The sequence below is a fragment of the Mesorhizobium denitrificans genome (genome assembly GCF_003403035.1).
GTDB lineage: Bacteria > Pseudomonadota > Alphaproteobacteria > Rhizobiales > Rhizobiaceae > Mesorhizobium_G > Mesorhizobium_G denitrificans.
The window spans coordinates 33,770-50,469 of record NZ_QURN01000020.1 but is presented as its reverse complement, the minus strand read 5'-3'; the positions used below and the strand labels follow the sequence as shown (position 1 = coordinate 50,469).

Annotated in this window: 12 protein-coding genes and 2 pseudogenes; 4 read left to right on the top strand and 10 right to left on the bottom strand. The window is 61.5% G+C overall.

What is annotated here, in order from left to right; genetic code table 11:
- Positions 1-90: 90 nt before the first annotated feature.
- Positions 91-306: pseudogene (locus DY251_RS21835) on the top strand (FAD/NAD(P)-binding protein); the annotation flags it as partial.
- A 219-nt stretch (positions 307-525) separates the two neighbouring features.
- Here the strand turns inward: DY251_RS21835 and DY251_RS19805 are convergent.
- The 5 genes and pseudogenes from DY251_RS19805 to DY251_RS19785 form a co-directional block, all read right to left on the bottom strand.
- Positions 526-863: pseudogene (locus DY251_RS19805) on the bottom strand (IS5 family transposase); the annotation flags it as partial.
- A gap of 108 nt (positions 864-971) precedes the next feature.
- Positions 972-2,597 carry an ABC transporter ATP-binding protein gene (locus DY251_RS19800; RefSeq protein ID WP_109459821.1) on the bottom strand — a complete coding sequence of 542 codons (1,626 nt, stop codon included), beginning with the start codon at positions 2,595-2,597 and terminating at the stop codon, positions 972-974.
- Positions 2,587-3,426: an ABC transporter permease gene (locus DY251_RS19795; RefSeq protein ID WP_245416055.1), complete on the bottom strand. Its 840-nt coding sequence runs from the start codon at positions 3,424-3,426 to the stop codon at positions 2,587-2,589. Before DY251_RS19795 ends, DY251_RS19800 begins: the two co-directional genes overlap by 11 nt.
- 58 nt (positions 3,427-3,484) lie before the next feature.
- Complete coding sequence (locus tag DY251_RS19790) at positions 3,485-4,420, bottom strand: ABC transporter permease (protein WP_109459984.1); 936 nt, start codon at positions 4,418-4,420, stop codon at positions 3,485-3,487.
- Between the two features lie 188 nt (positions 4,421-4,608).
- The gene (locus DY251_RS19785) at positions 4,609-6,393 is read right to left on the bottom strand and encodes an ABC transporter substrate-binding protein (RefSeq protein ID WP_199498889.1); all 1,785 of its coding nucleotides are present in this window, start codon (positions 6,391-6,393) and stop codon (positions 4,609-4,611) included.
- 24 nt (positions 6,394-6,417) lie between these two features.
- Between DY251_RS19785 and DY251_RS19780 the strand changes: the two genes are divergently transcribed.
- The 3 genes from DY251_RS19780 (at position 6,418) to DY251_RS19770 (ending at position 10,235) form a co-directional block, all read left to right on the top strand.
- Positions 6,418-7,845 (top strand): amidase, encoded by a 1,428-nt coding sequence (locus DY251_RS19780; protein WP_109459822.1) that lies wholly within the window; start codon positions 6,418-6,420, stop codon positions 7,843-7,845.
- Entirely contained in the window at positions 7,820-8,911 is a 1,092-nt protein-coding gene (locus tag DY251_RS19775) for a histone deacetylase family protein (protein ID WP_281004485.1), read from the top strand. The genes DY251_RS19780 and DY251_RS19775 overlap by 26 nt, the downstream gene beginning before the upstream one ends.
- Before the next feature lie 61 nt (positions 8,912-8,972).
- Positions 8,973-10,235, top strand: coding sequence for an NAD(P)/FAD-dependent oxidoreductase (locus DY251_RS19770; RefSeq protein ID WP_109459823.1), 1,263 nt, complete (start codon positions 8,973-8,975; stop codon positions 10,233-10,235).
- Here DY251_RS19770 and DY251_RS19765 read toward each other — a convergent pair whose 3' ends face one another.
- From DY251_RS19765 to DY251_RS19745, 5 genes are all read right to left on the bottom strand, one after another.
- The gene (locus DY251_RS19765; protein WP_116625628.1) at positions 10,236-10,877 is read right to left on the bottom strand and encodes a TetR family transcriptional regulator C-terminal domain-containing protein; all 642 of its coding nucleotides are present in this window, start codon (positions 10,875-10,877) and stop codon (positions 10,236-10,238) included. It lies immediately after the preceding gene.
- A 130-nt stretch (positions 10,878-11,007) separates the two neighbouring features.
- Complete coding sequence (locus tag DY251_RS19760) at positions 11,008-11,877, bottom strand: amidohydrolase family protein (RefSeq protein WP_245416054.1); 870 nt, start codon at positions 11,875-11,877, stop codon at positions 11,008-11,010.
- Positions 11,874-13,469 carry a phytoene desaturase family protein gene (locus DY251_RS19755; protein WP_109459825.1) on the bottom strand — a complete coding sequence of 532 codons (1,596 nt, stop codon included), beginning with the start codon at positions 13,467-13,469 and terminating at the stop codon, positions 11,874-11,876. Before DY251_RS19755 ends, DY251_RS19760 begins: the two co-directional genes overlap by 4 nt.
- A 1-nt stretch (position 13,470) precedes the next feature.
- Positions 13,471-15,126, bottom strand: coding sequence for a class I adenylate-forming enzyme family protein (locus tag DY251_RS19750; RefSeq protein WP_245416053.1), 1,656 nt, complete (start codon positions 15,124-15,126; stop codon positions 13,471-13,473).
- A gap of 58 nt (positions 15,127-15,184) precedes the next feature.
- Positions 15,185-16,675 carry an aldehyde dehydrogenase gene (locus DY251_RS19745; RefSeq protein ID WP_109459827.1) on the bottom strand — a complete coding sequence of 497 codons (1,491 nt, stop codon included), beginning with the start codon at positions 16,673-16,675 and terminating at the stop codon, positions 15,185-15,187.
- Positions 16,676-16,700: the final 25 nt, after the last annotated feature.

Here is a 16,700-nt window from a genome sequence, read left to right as displayed (position 1 = left end):
CCGCCGCTCACCGCTTTGGGGAAAGGTTCACATGGCTCAATTCTCAGTGGAAATTAGACGCCTACCCGGCTCACTTCTGGGTGGAAATCAACAGTCGGCCTCGGCCTTGCGGTCGATGACGACAGCCGCGCCGTCGGCACGAGTGGAGAGGCCGCCGAAACGCTTTTCATCGCCGGCCCGCTGGCGCGCGGGACCTTCGGCGAGCTGATGGGATTGCCCCAGGTGACCGAACATGCCCTGCTGGTGTCGGAGAACATTGCCCGGGGATTGGCTTCGGCACGGGAACAATCTCGCGCAACAGGATAGTCGCCGGCAGCTCCGGGAGCGTGTCGCCCGCTTGGGCTCGATTCATCCCAATCCTTCCCAGCACGACCTCAGGACGGCGATACCATATCGTGGATTTCCGTCTCTGTATTGTGGCGTTCCGGGAGCATGAGGTCGAGAAACGTCTTCGGATGTGATCGCAAACGCCGTGCCGTTGCTCGCGTCGCCCGTCGCGTGGAACGCCATATCTCTCATTCCACGCGCGCTGATCTTTGTCGTCAGTCCGCCGCGTGAGCGCCCGATGGCCTGATGGCAAGCCCCCCTTTTGCTCCCATCCCGTGCTGATGAACGCGAATGATCGTGGCGTCGATCATCGCGTATTCGAAATCCGGTTCGCCAGACAAGGCATTGAAAATCCGTTCGAACACGCCTTTCTTCGCCCGTCGGCGGAACCGCTTGAACACCGAGTTCCATGGACCGAACTCATCCGGCAGATCGCGCCACGGCGCGCCGACCCGGACCTTCCAGAGGATCGCCTCAAGGAAGAGACGATTGTCGTAGGCGGAACGTCCGGGATCACTGTCCTTACCGGGCAGCAATCCCTTCGCGCCCGTGCTGACCTCAGTTCAATCAGGATATCCATCGTTTATGTTTCATCCGTCAGGCGGTATGGGCCAGGCAGCACTCGCCCCTCTTGCTGCGATGCGTCAATTCACGGCGGAACTGCGTTTCGTCAACAGGCGGTCGAGCCAGTCGGGCGCCATTTCCGGCACTGAATCGAGCAGCAGCTTGGTGTAGTCGGGATAAGGCGGCGAGAGCACTTCGGCCCGCGAGCCCTGGTCGACGATGCGCCCCTGGCTCATGACGATGACGCGGTCGGCGATTGCACGGACGATCTCCAGGTCGTGCGTGATGAACAGGTAGGATACGCCGAGCCGCTGCTGCAGGTCCGCCAACATCTGCAGAATGCCGGCCTGGACGAGCTGGTCGAGAGCCGAGGTGATTTCGTCGCAGATGATCAGGTCGGGATTGGCGGCCAGCGCACGGGCGATCGCTACGCGCTGTCGTTGGCCGCCTGAAAGCTGGGCCGGATAGCGACCCGCATAACCCGGATCGAGTTCCACCATCTTCAGCAGCTCGATGACACGCTGTTCACGCGCCGCGCCGCGCAGGCTCTGGAAGAATGTCAATGGCCTGCCGAGAATCTTGCGGATCGTATGACGCGGATTGAGCGCAGTGTCGGCCGATTGGTAGATGATTTGGATCCGGCGTAGCATGTCTTTGTCGCGCTGGCGCACGAGCGTCGGCAGAGACTTGCCGTCGAGCTTGACTGTGCCTTTGACCGGCGGCATCAGGCCGGCGATCAACCGGCCGAGCGTCGATTTGCCCGACCCGGACTCGCCGACCACGGCCAGAGTCTGGCGCTTGCCGATCGAAAAATCGATGTCCTCCAGCGCCTTGAACCTGCCATAGGCAGCCGATATGCCCTCGACTTCAAGCAGCGGCTCGAGTTCGGGTTTTGCGGGCGTCTGCAGGCTGCGAACCGCCCAGAGCGACTTGGTGTAAGGGTGGCTCGGCGCCTCCATGATCTGGCGGATCGGCGCTTCCTCGACGGCCTCTCCGTAGCGCAGCACCATGACGCGATCGGCCATCTGCGCCACGATTGCCAGGTCGTGAGAAATATAGAGCACCGCTGCGCCATGTTCCTTGATCGCCCGGCGGATCGACACCAGCACTTCAACCTGTGTCGTCACGTCCAGCGCGGTGGTCGGTTCGTCGAACACGATCAGATCCGGCTGGCAGATCATCGCCATGGCCGTCATCGCACGCTGCAACTGGCCGCCGGAGACCTGATGCGGATAGCGTTTGCCGAATATTTCGGGATTTGGCAGTTGCAGGGATCGGAATAACGCCACGGCGCGTTGCTCGGCCACGGCGCGCTGCATGCCGCCGCGCGTCACCGCCGCTTCCACGATCTGGTCCATCAGTCGCTTGGCGGGGTTAAAGGACGCGGCCGCGCTTTGCGCAACATAGGCGACCTGGGTACCGCGCAATGTGCGGCGTTTCGCTTCCGTGAGCCCGAGCACGTCGGTTTCGCCGAAACGCACGCTGCCGCGGGTCCGACGGCATCCCGGGCGGAAATAGCCGAGAGCGGCCAGGCCGATCGTCGACTTGCCGGCGCCGGACTCGCCGACCAGACCCAGCACCTCGCCGCGGCGCAAGGTCAAGTTCACGCCCTTGACGATCTCGATCCAACCGTCGTTGGCCTTTGCCTCGATCCTGAGATCGGTGACTGACAGGACGATGGGGGGCGATTGGGGCTCACTCTTCATTGGACAGTCCGCTCGATTTGCTCAACAGCCAGTCGGCGACGAAATTGACGCCGACGGTCAGCAGCGCGATCGCGCTGGCGGGGATCAGTGGCGTGATGTCGCCGGAATTGATCAGCACCGCATTGTCACGCACCATCGATCCCCATTCGGCCATGGGTGGCTGTAGCCCGACCCCGAGGAAGGACAGCGCGGCGATGACCAGGAAGACGAAGCAGAAGCGCATGCCGAATTCCGAGATCAGAATCGGTAGAATGTTAGGCAGGATTTCGTGCACGATCCTCCAGTACAGACCTTCGCCACGCGCGGTGGACGCCTCGACATAATCAAGTGTCACCACATTCATGGCGGATGCCCGGGAAATGCGGAAGATACGGGTCGAATCCAGAACGGCGATGATCAGGATCAGGTTCAGCACCGACGAGCCGAAGATTGCCAGCAGGAGAAGGGTGAAGATGAGATCGGGGATCGACATTACCGCGTCGACGAGACGGCTAAAAACCTGGTCGACCCAGCCCCTGAGCGCTGCGGCCATGATCCCGAAGAAGCCGCCGATTGCGAAGGCGAGCAAGGTCGTTACGAAGGCGATGCCGATGGAGTTGCGGGCACCGTAAATAATTCGGGTAAGGAAATCTCGCCCCAGCTGATCGGTGCCCAAAAGGTTGGCTTCGCTCCAGGGCGCAAATGGAATGTCGGAGACGACCTCGTATTCGCCATAGGGTGCGATCCAGGGCGCGAAGACGGCAGCGACGACATAGATGCCGACGATGACCAAGCCGGTCAGCGCGGTTACCGGTGCCTGTCTTAAGGCATGGATGATCTGTTGGACCATATTGCGATCCGGTGCAGATGCGGGCGAAGCGGAAAGGCTGGATTCGGACATCATCGCCTCATCTCGGATGGAGCAGTCTCGGATTGCTGACGATGGAAACAAGGTCGGCAACGAGATTGAGAATGATATAGTTTGCAGCGAAGATCAGGGCGCAGGCCTGTACCACGGGCACGTCGCGATTGCGGACAGCGTCGACCATTGTCTGGCCGATACCCGGATAGACGAACACCACTTCAACGACCACCACGCCCGCAATCAGATAGGCGAGATTGATGGCGATGACGCTGGCAATAGGTCCGATCGCGTTGGGCAGCGCATGGCGCAAGATGATGCGCATTTCCGGCTCGCCCTTCAGCCGGGCCATCTCGATATAGGGATGCGACATGATGCCGATCAGCGCGGCTCGGGTATTGCGCATCATGTGAGCGAGGGTCACGAACATCAGCGTCAGAACCGGCAGGGCCATGCGGTGCAGTTGTTCCAACATGTCCATGCTTCCCCGAATGCTCGACAACGTCGGGAAGATGTGCAGTTTGGTGGCTAGGAACAGCATCAATACATAGGCGATGAAGAATTCCGGCAGCGAGATCGAGGCGAGCGTGATGGCGCTCAGGAACCGGTCGATCGGCTTGTTGCGGTAGCGTGCGCAGATCGTGCCGAGGAATACCGCAATCGGTACGGCAATCATCGCGGTCAAGGCCGCCAGCTTCAGCGTGTTGAACAGCCGGGAGCCGATGACGGCGCTGACCGGCCGGTTGCTGAAGGAGTTGCCGAAGTCGCCGATCAGCGCGCCAGCGAGCCACTGGAAGTAACGCCGCGGCCACGGTTGGTCCAGACCAAGGTTCTGCTGGAAGGCGGCGACGGTTTCGGGTGTCGCCGACCGTCCCAAAACGGCGCTGGCGAAGTCACCCGGAAGCATGCTGACGGCCGTGAAGATGACGATCGACACGATCAGCAGGCTCAACAGCCCGAGGGCGAGCCGCTGCAGAATCATGCCGAGAATGGGATGCGAATTCGAAACCAAACCGATGTTCCGTTATGGCTGGATGAGAATGGTGACCGTCCCTGATGACGACGAGAGATCGGGGGCGGTCACGCCGCGTGGGTGCGGCTATTCTCATTCAATGTAAAATCCGGCCGCCTGTCACCTCCGAAGTAGAGCCGGGCGGCCGGGCGAAGGCATCAGGCCATCCACCAGCGCTCGGTCATGCGCAGGTTATCGCAGGGGAAGATGCCGCTGACCGGTCCGTGGGCGATCTTCTTGTTCAGGCCGTAGACCCAGTTGACAAAGGCAACGGTGATCACGCCGCCGTCATCGTGCAGCAGCTGTTGCATTTCGCCATATTGCGCCGCACGCTTGTCATTGTCCGTCTCCGAGCGGGCGGCAACAAGCAGCTCGTTGAAACGCGGATTGTTCCAGTGTGTGTTGTTCCAGGAGGCGTCGGCGGCATAGGCAGTCGAAAACAGCCAGTCGCAGGTGGCGCGGCCGTACCAGTCACAGCCGTTGAAAGGCTTCTTCAGCCAGACGTTTTCCCAGTAGCCGTCGTCTGCCTCGCGGATGATATTGATGTTGATGCCGGCCTTTGCAGCGTGCTCCTTGTAGAGCACCGCCGACTCTGTCGCGCCCGGGAAGGCGGCTTCGGACACCGACAGGTCGACGTCGAGAGTCTTCAGACCCGCTTTGGCGAGATGTTCCTTGGCCTTTTCGATATTATAGTCGAACTGTGGCGTCGGATCCTTGAAGAACGGCATGGCCGAGGCGACCGGCGTGTCGTTACCTTTCTTGGCTTCATTCAGGAAGACCTTGCGCAGGATGTCGTCGCGATCGAGCGCATATTTCATGGCAAGCCGGACATCGAGATTGTCGAAGGGCTTGGCCGTGGTGTCCATGTCGAAGGTGAAATGGCGCAGGCTCGGGATGCGCAGGATCTCAAGTTCCGGGTTGCGATCGATCAGCGCCATGTTGCGGACATCGATATCGCCGCTGAAGTCGACTTCGCCGGTGAGGAAGGCATTGAGCCGCGCCGTCTGGTCCATGATGGCAATGAATTCGACTTCATCGAAATAGGGCTTGTTGTTCTTGTGGTAGTTCGGATTGCGCTTCATCTTGACCGACGAACCCGGCTCGAAATTCTCGAGGATGAAGCTGCCTGTGCCCACGCCGCGCTGCCAGTCGATTCCGCCTTCTTCCTTCGCCGGCATGATCGACAGATGAAAGTCGGCAACCAGGTAGGGGAAGTCGGCCGTGCCGGATTTGAGGTTGAAGATGATGGTGTTCGGGCCATCGGCGTCGATCGATTCCACCTGCGACAGCAGCGACTTTGCGCCGGATGTCGACTTGTCGCCCATATGATAGTGGAACGCCTCCTGAATGTCCTTTATCGTCAGGCTCTTGCCGTCGTGGAAGGTGATGCCGTTGCGGATCTTGAAGATCCATTTTTTGGCACCATCGGCCGGCTCGAAGCTTTCGGCGAGGTCGCCGACGATGCTGCCGTCCGCCGCGATCTCGGTGAGGTTGTTGCACAGCGAGCCGTTGAACGCCGCCTCGGCGAAGCTGGTAGGCCATGTGCCGGGGTCGAGTGTGTCCTGCTGCGAGGCATCCGACATGCCGAAGCGCGCATAGCCGCCTTGCTTGGGTTCCGACGCGAGAAGCGTCGCCGGATTGAAGCCGAGTCCGGCGGCCGACACTGCTGCGAGGGCCGAAGCCCGACCAAGAAATTCGCGCCGAGAGATACCGCCATTGCGATAACGATCAGCCCAGAAGTTCATTTCACGAATACGTGCATCCGACATTTTCAGTTCCCCTTTATTGGCCGACTTACGCGCCGGCAGAAACCATGCGATTTTTCGGATGGCGGTCGTCAGTGCCGCCTTGGGAAAAAGGCTAGAATCGAGAAACGCGGCTGTCAATAAAATTTTGATTGACCGATCAATCATTTTTTTGCTTACTGCCCGTGTTCGATCCATTCCATTTCATCGCCGGGGATTTTGATGTCCGATCTCAACATCTGCTATCTCACTGCCTCAGAGGCGCTTCGTCGGTTCAAGGACCGTACATTGTCGCCGGTCGAATTACTGCAGGCCTATCTCGCACGGGCGGAAGAGATCAAGGATACCGTCAACGGCTTCACGGCGCTCTATGCCGAGGAAGCGCTGTCTGAAGCGCGCAAGGCGGAAGCAAGATATGCGGCGGATGCCGGCGATCTCCGGCCCCTCGAAGGCCTGCCGACGGGCATCAAGGACGAGAACAATATCGAAGGCAAGGTCACCACCTTTGGCTCGCTGATCTACAAAGACAATGTCGCGACATCCACGACGCCGGTGGTGCAAAGGTTGCTCGACGCAGGCGTTGTCGTCCATGGCCGCACGACGACGCCGGAATTTTCCTCGGAGGGCTTCACGCATTCGCGCCTGTGGGGCGTGACCCGCAATCCCTGGAACCTCGATTATACGCCGGGCGGCTCGTCGGGCGGCTCGGGTGCAGTGCTGGCTGCCGGCATGGCGGCGCTTGCGACCGGCTCCGATATCGGTGGCTCGATCCGCATCCCGGCCTCGGCCTGCGGCCTGGTCGGCTACAAGCCGCCTTACGGGCGCAACCCCGCGACGCCGCCTTTCAACCTAGATTTCTACAATCATCCGGGGCCGATGGCGCGCAGCGTCGAAGATTGCCTGCTGATGCAGAACGTCATGTGTGGGCCGCATCCCAAGGACATCGTCTCGCTCAAGCCGAAACTGGAACTGCCCATAGATCGCGGCGGCGTATCGGGCTGGAGGATCGCCTATTCGCTTGACCTCGGCTATTACGAAGTCGATGGGGACGTACGTCGCAACACGCTCGCAGCGCTGGATATCTTCCGATCGCTTGGCGCCGAAGTCGTGGAAGTCGATCTTGGCTGGACCAAGAAGAGCGAAAAGGCTGCCGACGATTATCTTCGCACCATATTCGGGGCCTGGGTGGCGGAATATCTCGACGAGCGTGCCGAAAAGCTGACCGAATACAGCCGCGCATTTGCCCAGGCGTCGCAGTCGGTAACGGCGCAAGATTTCCTGGCGTCGCTCTATACCGCTGGCGAGATGTATTCGACGTTCGGGCCGATGATGGAAGAATTCGACGTGTTCGTCTGCCCGACCTTGGCACTGCCGGCCGTCAAGGCGGACTACCAGCCGGTCGACGGCCTGACCATCAACGGCAAGACCGTCGATCCTCGCCATGGCTGGATCATGACCTATCCTTTCAACATGCTAAGCCGTTGCCCGGTGCTCAGCGTTCCCTCGGGCCACGCGGAGAACGGCGTGCCGACCGGTATCCAGATCGTCGGCAAGACCTATTGCGACGCCGACGTTTTCCGCGCCGGGCTGGCCTTCGAAACGGCGGTCGGCGGCTGGTTTGCCGATGCAGCAAGCCGCCCGGCTCTTTGACGCGCTTCGTTACCACGATTGCAACGGGATCATGATGAAAACCGTCTACTCAGATCTGCATGGCTTGCAACACGCAGAAGCCGAATATATCCGCGGCAAGCGTGTTGCGAGTTTTGAAATGCCGCGCCGCGTCGAACTCGTTCTCGAAAGAGTGCGAGCGGTGGCGCTCGGCCCGGTTGTCGGCATCGGCGACTACGGCCTGGAGACGGTCGGCAAGGTGCATGATGCGGAATTCGTCACGTTTCTGTCGACGGCATGGCAAGCGTGGTCGGCAGAAAACGGCGAAATCGACGCTTTTCCCAATGCCTGGCCGCCGCCGCGCGCGTCGCGTCGCGCCACAAAGCGTCCGGGGGCCGAGCTCGGCCGTTTCTGCATCGACATGTCGAGTCCGATCATGGCCGGGACATGGACGGCCGCCAAGGCGGCGGTGGATGCCGCCGTAACGGCGGTCGATATCGTCGCCGGTGGCGATCACGCCGCCTTCGCGCTCTGCCGTCCGCCCGGCCATCATGCCGGCCGCGATTATTTCGGCGGCTATTGTTTCCTCAACAATGCGGCGGCGGCAGCGCAGGCTTTCCGCGACCGCGGCTATGGCAAGGTCGCTGTGCTGGATATCGACTATCACCACGGCAACGGCACCCAGGATATTTTCTATGATCGGGCAGACGTGCTGACTGTATCGATTCACGCCGATCCGCAGGTCGAATATCCCTATTACAGCGGATATGCGGAAGAAACAGGCGAGGGCGCCGGCGCCGATTTCAACCTCAATTTGCCGCTGCCGTGGGGCACGGAGTATACCGGGTACGGGGCGGCGCTGGCGACGGGGCTCGGTCGTATTGCCGCTCATGGAACAGAGGCGCTGGTGGTCTCGCTCGGCGTCGATACGTTCGGCGGCGATCCGATTTCCCACTTCAAGCTGGTCAGTGACGATTTCACCCGTATCGGCCAGGCGATCGGCGGGCTCTCGCTGCCCACAGTTTTCGTGATGGAGGGCGGCTATGCGGTCGAGGAAATCGGCGTCAACGCCGTCAACGTTTTGAGCGGGTTCAAGGCGGTGGCCTGACCCGGCCGCGCCACTGCCATTTTGGAGACATGCCGTGCTATCCTCGTCAAGCCATAACGAGATGCGGAAAAAAGCCGACGTCGTCATCATCGGCGGCGGTATTGCCGGGGTCTGCACGGCGCTGTGGCTGGCGAGAGATGGCGTCAGCACGATCCTCTGCGAAAAAGGCGAGATCGGCAAGGAACAGTCCGGCCGAAACTGGGGTTGGTGCTGGTCTTTCGGCCGCGATCCGCGCGAGCTTGAACTGCGGCTGATGAGCCTCGACCTCTGGCGTTCGATGAACGAGACGATCGGCCGCGACACCGGCTTTCGCCTCTCCGGAATTGCTACACTGGCCCGCAACGAAGCGGATATGACGCGGCTTCTGGCGGCCTTTGCCGATGCGCAGGCCACTGGCCAGCCGGTCGACATGCTGACTCCGGCAGAATGCGCAGCGCTCACACCGGGTGCCACGCGACAGTGGACGGGTGGCCTGATCTCGCGCAACGACGGACGCGCAGAGCCGAAACTGGCCGCACCGGCCATTGCCGAGGCCGCGGTCGACAGCGGCGCGGAAATCCTTCGCCACTGCACTGTGCTCGATATCGAGACCAGTGGCGGCGCCATATCGGGCGTCCAGACGTCGCAGGGCCGGATCGATTGCAAGGCGGTCGTCATCGCGGCGGGGGCCTGGAGCACCAAGCTCTGCCGGATGATCGGCGTGCGCATGCCGCAACTGATCGTCAATGAAACCGTTTTTCGGACAGCGCCGCTTTCCGGATTGCCCGAACTTACGCTGCGCGCCGGTCTCTACGCGATCAGGAAGCGACTCGACGGCGGCTATACGGTCGGCGGTGGCGGCCGGATTCGGGCCGAACTGACGCCGGACAGTTTCCGGTTCCTATCGGATTTCCTGCCGGCCCTGCGGGCGCACGGACATTGGATCCGCTTGCAACCAACCGGCCATTCGCTCAACGAATGGCGCAATATTTTCAAGATGCATCCGGAATTCAGATTGCTCGATCCGGCACCGGATGCGCCGCTGACAAATCATGTGCTCGAGGCGCTGGCGCAGGATTTCCCGGCATTCCGGGACACTGCTGTGGAGGAGCGCTGGGCTGGTAGCATTGACGTGACGCCGGACGCCATTCCGGTGGTCTCGAAGCTCGCCGTGGCCGGCGCCCACCTCATCACCGGCTTCTCCGGCCACGGTTTCGGAATGGGACCGGGCGCGGGCAAGTTGATGGCCGCTCTGGTCCGCAACGACACGCCGCCGGTCGACCCGGCGCCGATGGACATCGTGAGGCTCGCCGATCGCAGCAAATTGCGCGTTGGGCCTCTGTGATCAGAAATCGTCGGGAAAGATGCCGCGCAAATAGGCCAGGCAGGCTTGCTTTGCCACCGTCTGGCCTGCCACGCCGGTTGTGCCATTGACGAGATTGGCGATCCAGAAGCCATCGATCATTGCATTGAGCGATTGGGAAATCTGCAGTGCGTCCACCGTTAGACCGCGTGCCTCGGCCAGCGTTTCGATATCGGATTTGACGACGGCCACATAACGGGCCTTCACCTCGGCGCAGCGCTCCCGGTAGGTTGGGACCCGGACCGACTCCGCCCAGAAAGCGGCCCACACGGCAATGCGCCGCGCGCTGGCCACCTTGCCGGAGAAGTCACTCTCCATCATGTTCTTCAGGCGGTCGGCGGGCTTGTCCGTCTCGCGCATCAGCGTGTGGTCGTAATCGTCGACGAGGTAATCGAGGGCGGCCAGAATGATGCCCTCCTTCGAATTGAAGTGGAACGATACGACGCCATAACTACACTCGACTTCCGTCGCGATGCTGTTGATCGTCGTGCCGATCAGCCCCTTTTGGGCGATCACCGCCACGGCTGCATCAAGCAGGCTGCGGCGACGCTCGGCGACCTGATCTTCGCGGGTGGAAGACTGGGTGCTGCGTGACTTTGTTTTTCCCAGCGCGTTGCGAGCCATAGTGCAGTAGATCCGATGGTGACGTGTATAAGGCGATCCAAAATTGCAGCGGTTGCCGCAAAGATTCCCGCCCCTACTTGTGGCGGAGGCAGAAGAATGTCAATCAGTCGCATGTCTTGCGACGATCGTCTCAGCCTACACTGTCAAGTTTAAGGAACCGGGCGGCGTTGTCATGCAGCCATTTCTGCCGGGTGGCGACATCCAAGCCAAGTGCGTCGATTTCCGCAATGGCATCGACCGGCGACATCATCGGGAAGCTGGATCCGAAGATGATCTTGTCCTTGAGGATGCTGCGTCCGTATTGCAACAGCGGTTCGTAGCCGGAATGCGGCTTGGCCAGCAGTTTCGGCCGCACGGCGAGCACACCGATATGGAGCGTCGGATGTCGCCAGCAGACGCCGATCAGTTCCGTTACCCAGGGCCAGCCAGGCGGTGAGGCGCAGACTCTGAGTCCGGGAAAGGCCACCATGACTTCGTCGATATATTCGGGCCGCCCGTAAGACATCGGCGTTGCGGTCGAGAAATTGATGCCGCAATGGATGTTGACCGGCACGTCCAGTTCAAGTGCCTTCTCATAGAGGGGAAACAGCAGCGGGTCGTTGGGCCGAAGCTTCAGTTCGAAACACTGGATGTTGAGCCCGCACAATCCGAGCGTGCGAATGGCATGGTCGAATTCTGCCACCGCCGCAGCACCCTTGTGCGGATCGACACCGGCAAACCCGAGATAGCGTGGACCTTGGGCCTTGCAGAAATCGGCGACGGTTTCATTGGCGATCTTGAAGCCGAAGGTGGTCTCGACGTCGCGGGCCTTGAGCACCACATGCCGGGCGCCAATCTCTTCGTAGAGGGAAAGATAGGCGTCGAGATCGGCCGTCGCGCCGGTCTCTGCCGAGCGTGTCTCGCTGGCGGCATAGATGCGCCGGTAGTTCTGTAGATGCGGCGCCGCTGCATTGAAACCCGGTGCCGGCGGGCGGCTGGAAAAATCGATCAGCATGGTCATGCCCAACGTTTTCTGTCGCCAAGGATCACCCTCGCGGCATTGTAGCCCGGCATCCCGGTGACGCCGCCGCCGGGATGGGTGGACGCGCCGCATTGATAGAGCCGGGCGATCGGGCTGCGATAATCGCCGAACTGCGCTGCCGGGCGGCGGAAGAACATCTGGTCAGCGCTGATCTCGCCATGATGGACATGGCCATTCGGCAGGTCAAAAATTCGCTCGAGGTCGAGCGGCGTCAGCACTTGGGAATGCAGGATGTGCTTGCGGATATTGGGGAAATAGCCCTCCAGAATGCGAAGCACATTGGCATAGAGCTCGTCACGCCGCTCGTCCCAGGTGCCCTCACGCAGAGTATAGGGCGCATGACCGCCGAAAATGCTCAGCACATGCTTGCCTTCGGGCGCCATGGACGGATCGGCGAGCGTCGGCACCTTGATGATCAGGAACGGGTTGTCCGACATCTGGCCGCGGCGGGACTGGGCATGGGCGTCTTCCATATAATCGATGCTTGGCGCGATGGTCAGTTGGATCGGATAGTGGAAACCGGTGATCTCGGGCCGGAAGGATGGGCAATCGGGCAGGCCGTCCAGAGCCAGATTGACGCGGAAAACCGTCGATTCACAGCGGATCGAACGAATGTCGCGCAGGAATCCTTCGGGCAGTCCCTTTCCATCGACCAGCTTGAGGAAGGTCGTTTTTGCGTTCGCATTGGCGATGACGATCTTGGCGCCGATCTCTTCGCCGGATGCGAGGCGCACGCCGCGTGCAGCGCCGTTGGTGGTGAGGATCTCGGCCACTTCCGCGTCCGTGCGCACCTCCATGCCATGTGCCTCCCCGGAAAGGCGGATAGCCTCGGAGATTGCCCCCATGCCACCCTTCATGAAGCCCGACGGGCCGGCGGCAGTGGTATTGTCGCGTACGATGCCGCGCGCCAGCATATAGGCCGAGCCAGGTGTCTTGAGGCTGGAATTCGCCCCGCCGCCGCCAGCGAAGAAGCCCATGACGAGCTTGACCTCGTCGGATTCGAACCAGCGGCTGAGATAGTCGTAGGCGCTGAGCGTCAGCAGATTGTAGATATCGTAGAACTGGGCGCCGACCTTGCGGAACCGCCAGGCGAATGCGGCCAGACGCCTGACGTCGCCGAACTTGCCGCTGCCGGGATCGACCGGAATTTCGAAGATGAGTTGTTTCATGAATGGCGCAAGCTTCAGCATATGCGCGCGATAAGCCGGATAGGCGGCCGCATCCCTGGCCGAGAACCGTGCGATTTCGGCCTGAAACTTATCCGGATCCCCCCACATGGTGAAATAGGCGCCGTCGGCCAGCGGGAAGGTGATGGGCGCGGCCGGGATCACCTCGAAGCCGTATTTTTGCAGTTCCAGATCGAGGATGACCTTCGGCTGCATCAACCCCATCACATAAGATGCGGTCGAGACCCGGTAGCCGGGCCAGACCTCTTCGGTCACAGCCGCGCCGCCGGCCATGGACCGGCGCTCCAGTACGCAGACCTTGACGCCGGCGCGCGCCAAGTAGGCACCGCAGACCAGGCCGTTATGGCCACCGCCGACTATGATCGCATCATATTGCCTGCTCATTTCAGCCTTCCTGGATCCAACGGTTTTCAACGCGATCGAAACTGCCCGCCCTGAGATCGGAAATGCCGGCGGAAATCTGCGGCTTGGCAATCTTCAGCGAGACAGTACGGGGGAAATCGTCGACGAATGTGTAGAAGCGCGGCACCTTGAACGGCGCCAGACCCTTGCGGGCCTCGTCGATGATAGCGCCGAGCGTGGCGTCCGAGCGGTCGAAGCCATCCTTCAGCTTGATATAGGCCTTGACCTCTTCGCCCCGCAGGGGGTCCGGCACGCCGATCACCGCAACCTCGGCCACTGAGGACACGGCATTGAGGACCGACTCCACCTCGCGGGCCGCGATGTTTTCGGCGCTGCGCCGGATCATGTCCTTCTTTCGGCCGACGATGAAAAAATTGCCGTCCTCATCCTTGCGGAACAGGTCGCCGGTCCGGAACCAGCCATCGGCGAACACCTCTTCGGTGGCCTGCGGATTGTTGTAGTAGCCGCCCATGATGCCGGGGCCGCGGACCAGCAATTCGCCCATCTCGCCGTTCGGCAGTTCCTGGCCCGCCTCGTCGACGATCTTGCAGTCACGGAACGGGCAGGGCACGCCGCAGGAGCCTGAGCCGACCATTTCGCTCTTCTCGATCGGCATGAACATGGTGGGTCCGAGTTCGGTCATGCCGAAGGCTTCGCGGGCATTGAGGTCGTAGCGGTCCTCGAGCTTGGCATGCAGGTCGCGCGGCGCGCCGTAGATGTTGGAGCGGATGACCTCGTTGTTGCGATCGTCGGGGTGATCGGGTTGGCTGTGCAGCACCCAGGGCAGCAGGCAGAATTCGATGCGGTAGCGCCGTACCCATTCCATGAAGCGCGACGTGCTCTGGCGCGCGGCGACATAGAGCGTGCCGCGATGATAAATGGTCATCAGCAGCAGCCATTGCGGATCCATATAGAAGAACGGAGTCGATGCCAGGATTCGACGATAGCGGCGGCCGTCGCGGAAGGCGTTGACCTTGCCCGCGCTGATCCAGTAGCGCTGGGTTAGAATACAGCCCTTGGGAAAGCCGCTGGTGCCGGAGGTGAACTGAATGTTGAGCAGGTCGTCATGGCCGACCGGCGCCGGGGCCGCGAACGTGTCGCGCGGGTCGGAAGCGAGGTCCTTCCAGGCAATCATTTCGTCATCGGCGTCGCCCACGACGATGACCCGCGATGGCGAAATCGAAATCTGCCCGTGGGCGCGTGCCGCATCGATCACCGGCAGGCAGTCCTCGTGAGCCACGAGCCAGGTCACGTCGGCGCTGCTGACGACATGCGCCAGTTCGCGCTCGCGATAGCTGACATTGATCGGCACCATGACTGCGCCGATCCGGCCGATCGCCAGCCAGGTCAGCGGCAGGGCGGCGATATTGGGCAGCATGACGCCTATATGCGTGCCCTTGGTGATGCCGAGGGCCACCAGCCGTGTCGCAAGCCCGTTCACGGTCCGCCGCATTTCGGAATAGGTGATGGTTTCGCCGGATTCAAAGAAGTCCCAGAGCAGGGCGTCGCCAGCCTCGTCCGCGGCCGCGTCGATCAGCGCGCCGATATTGGCCGGCAGCGGTTCGGCCTCGATCCGGCGCCGCCGCTCCGCATAGGCGGGTACCGGAGCCGCCAGAACTTCTTGCCTCTTGCCCATCATTGAATTCCCGTCATGCTCGCCGTGGAGACAGCCTCCCGTCGCCGGGAGGCCGTCGATGTCAATGTGCGAACCAGATCGCCTTCAGGTCGGAATATTTGTCCATTGCATGCAACGACTTGTCGCGACCGAAGCCGGATTGCTTGAAGCCGCCGAACGGCACCGAGAACAGGCCGCGATCGAAACAATTGACCCAGACGACACCGGCCTTGATGGTCTTGGCGGCGCGATGCGCATTCTTGACGCTACCGGTCCAGACGCCGGCGGCCAGGCCGTAGATCGTGTCGTTGGCCACGGTCATCGCCTCATCGAAATCTCGCACTGTGATGGTGGACAGCACCGGCCCGAAGATCTCCTCCTGGGCGATCCTCATATTGTTGGCGACGGAATCGAACACCGTCGGCTCGATGAAGAAGCCACCGGTCTCGCTGCGCACACGGCGCCCGCCGGCGACGACCTTCGCGCCATCGGCACGACCGGCATCGATATAGCCGAGGACGCGCATCATCTGCTCTTCGGTGACGATCGAGCCGAGCTTCGTCTCGGGGCTGAGCGGGTCGCCCGGTGTCAGGGCCGTGGCATGCGCCATAATCTTTTCGAGCAGCTTGTCCTTGATCTTGTCCTCGACGATCAGGCGCGAGCCTGCATTGCAGACCTGGCCGGAATTGCCGAAGATGCCGGCGGCGATGGTCTGGGCCGCGAAATCGAGATCGTCGCAATCGGCCAGCACGACCTGTGGCGACTTGCCACCGAGCTCGAGCCCGATACGCTTGATGTTGGACTGGCCGGAATACTGCATGAAGTAGCCGCCGACCTCGGTCGAACCGGTGAAGCCGACACAATCGACATCCATGTGCAGGCCGAGCGCCTTGCCGGCAATGTGGCCCAGCCCGGGCACGACATTGAGCACACCCCTGGGAATGCCGGCCTCGATGGCCAGTTCGGCAATCTTCAGCGCGGTGAAGGGCGATTGTTCTGCCGGCTTGAGCACGACGGAATTGCCGGTCGCCAGCGCCGGACCGAGCTTCCAGGCCGCCATCGACAGCGGATAGTTCCAGGGCACGACGGCGGCGACGACGCCGAGGGGTTCGCGGACGATCAGCGTCGTCATGTCATGACTGGTGGCGGCGACCTCGCCATAGACCTTGTCGATGGCCTCGGCGTACCAGGCGATACAATTGGCAGCGCTCGGGACATCGCCATTGTAACTGTTGGCGATCGGCTTGCCGACATTGAGCGTTTCCAGCAAGGCAAGCTCGTCGCGATTGGCAAGGATCAGCTCGGAAAACCGCATCAGAATTCGCTTACGTTCGATCGGCGGCATGCGCGACCAGGCGCCGGATTCGAAAGCCGCGCGTCCGGACTTCACGGCCGCATCGACATCGTCCTGGCCGCAGGATGCGACCTTCACAAGAAGCCGGCCATCGCCCGGGAAAATGCAGTCGAAGGTCTCGTTCGTGCGCGCATCGACATAGGCGCCGTCGATGAAGGGGCGCGACGGCAGCGTCACGCTTTTTGCCCTGTCATGCCAGTTGGTGGTCTGGATGGTCATTCCCAGTCTCCATTGTGGTGTTTCG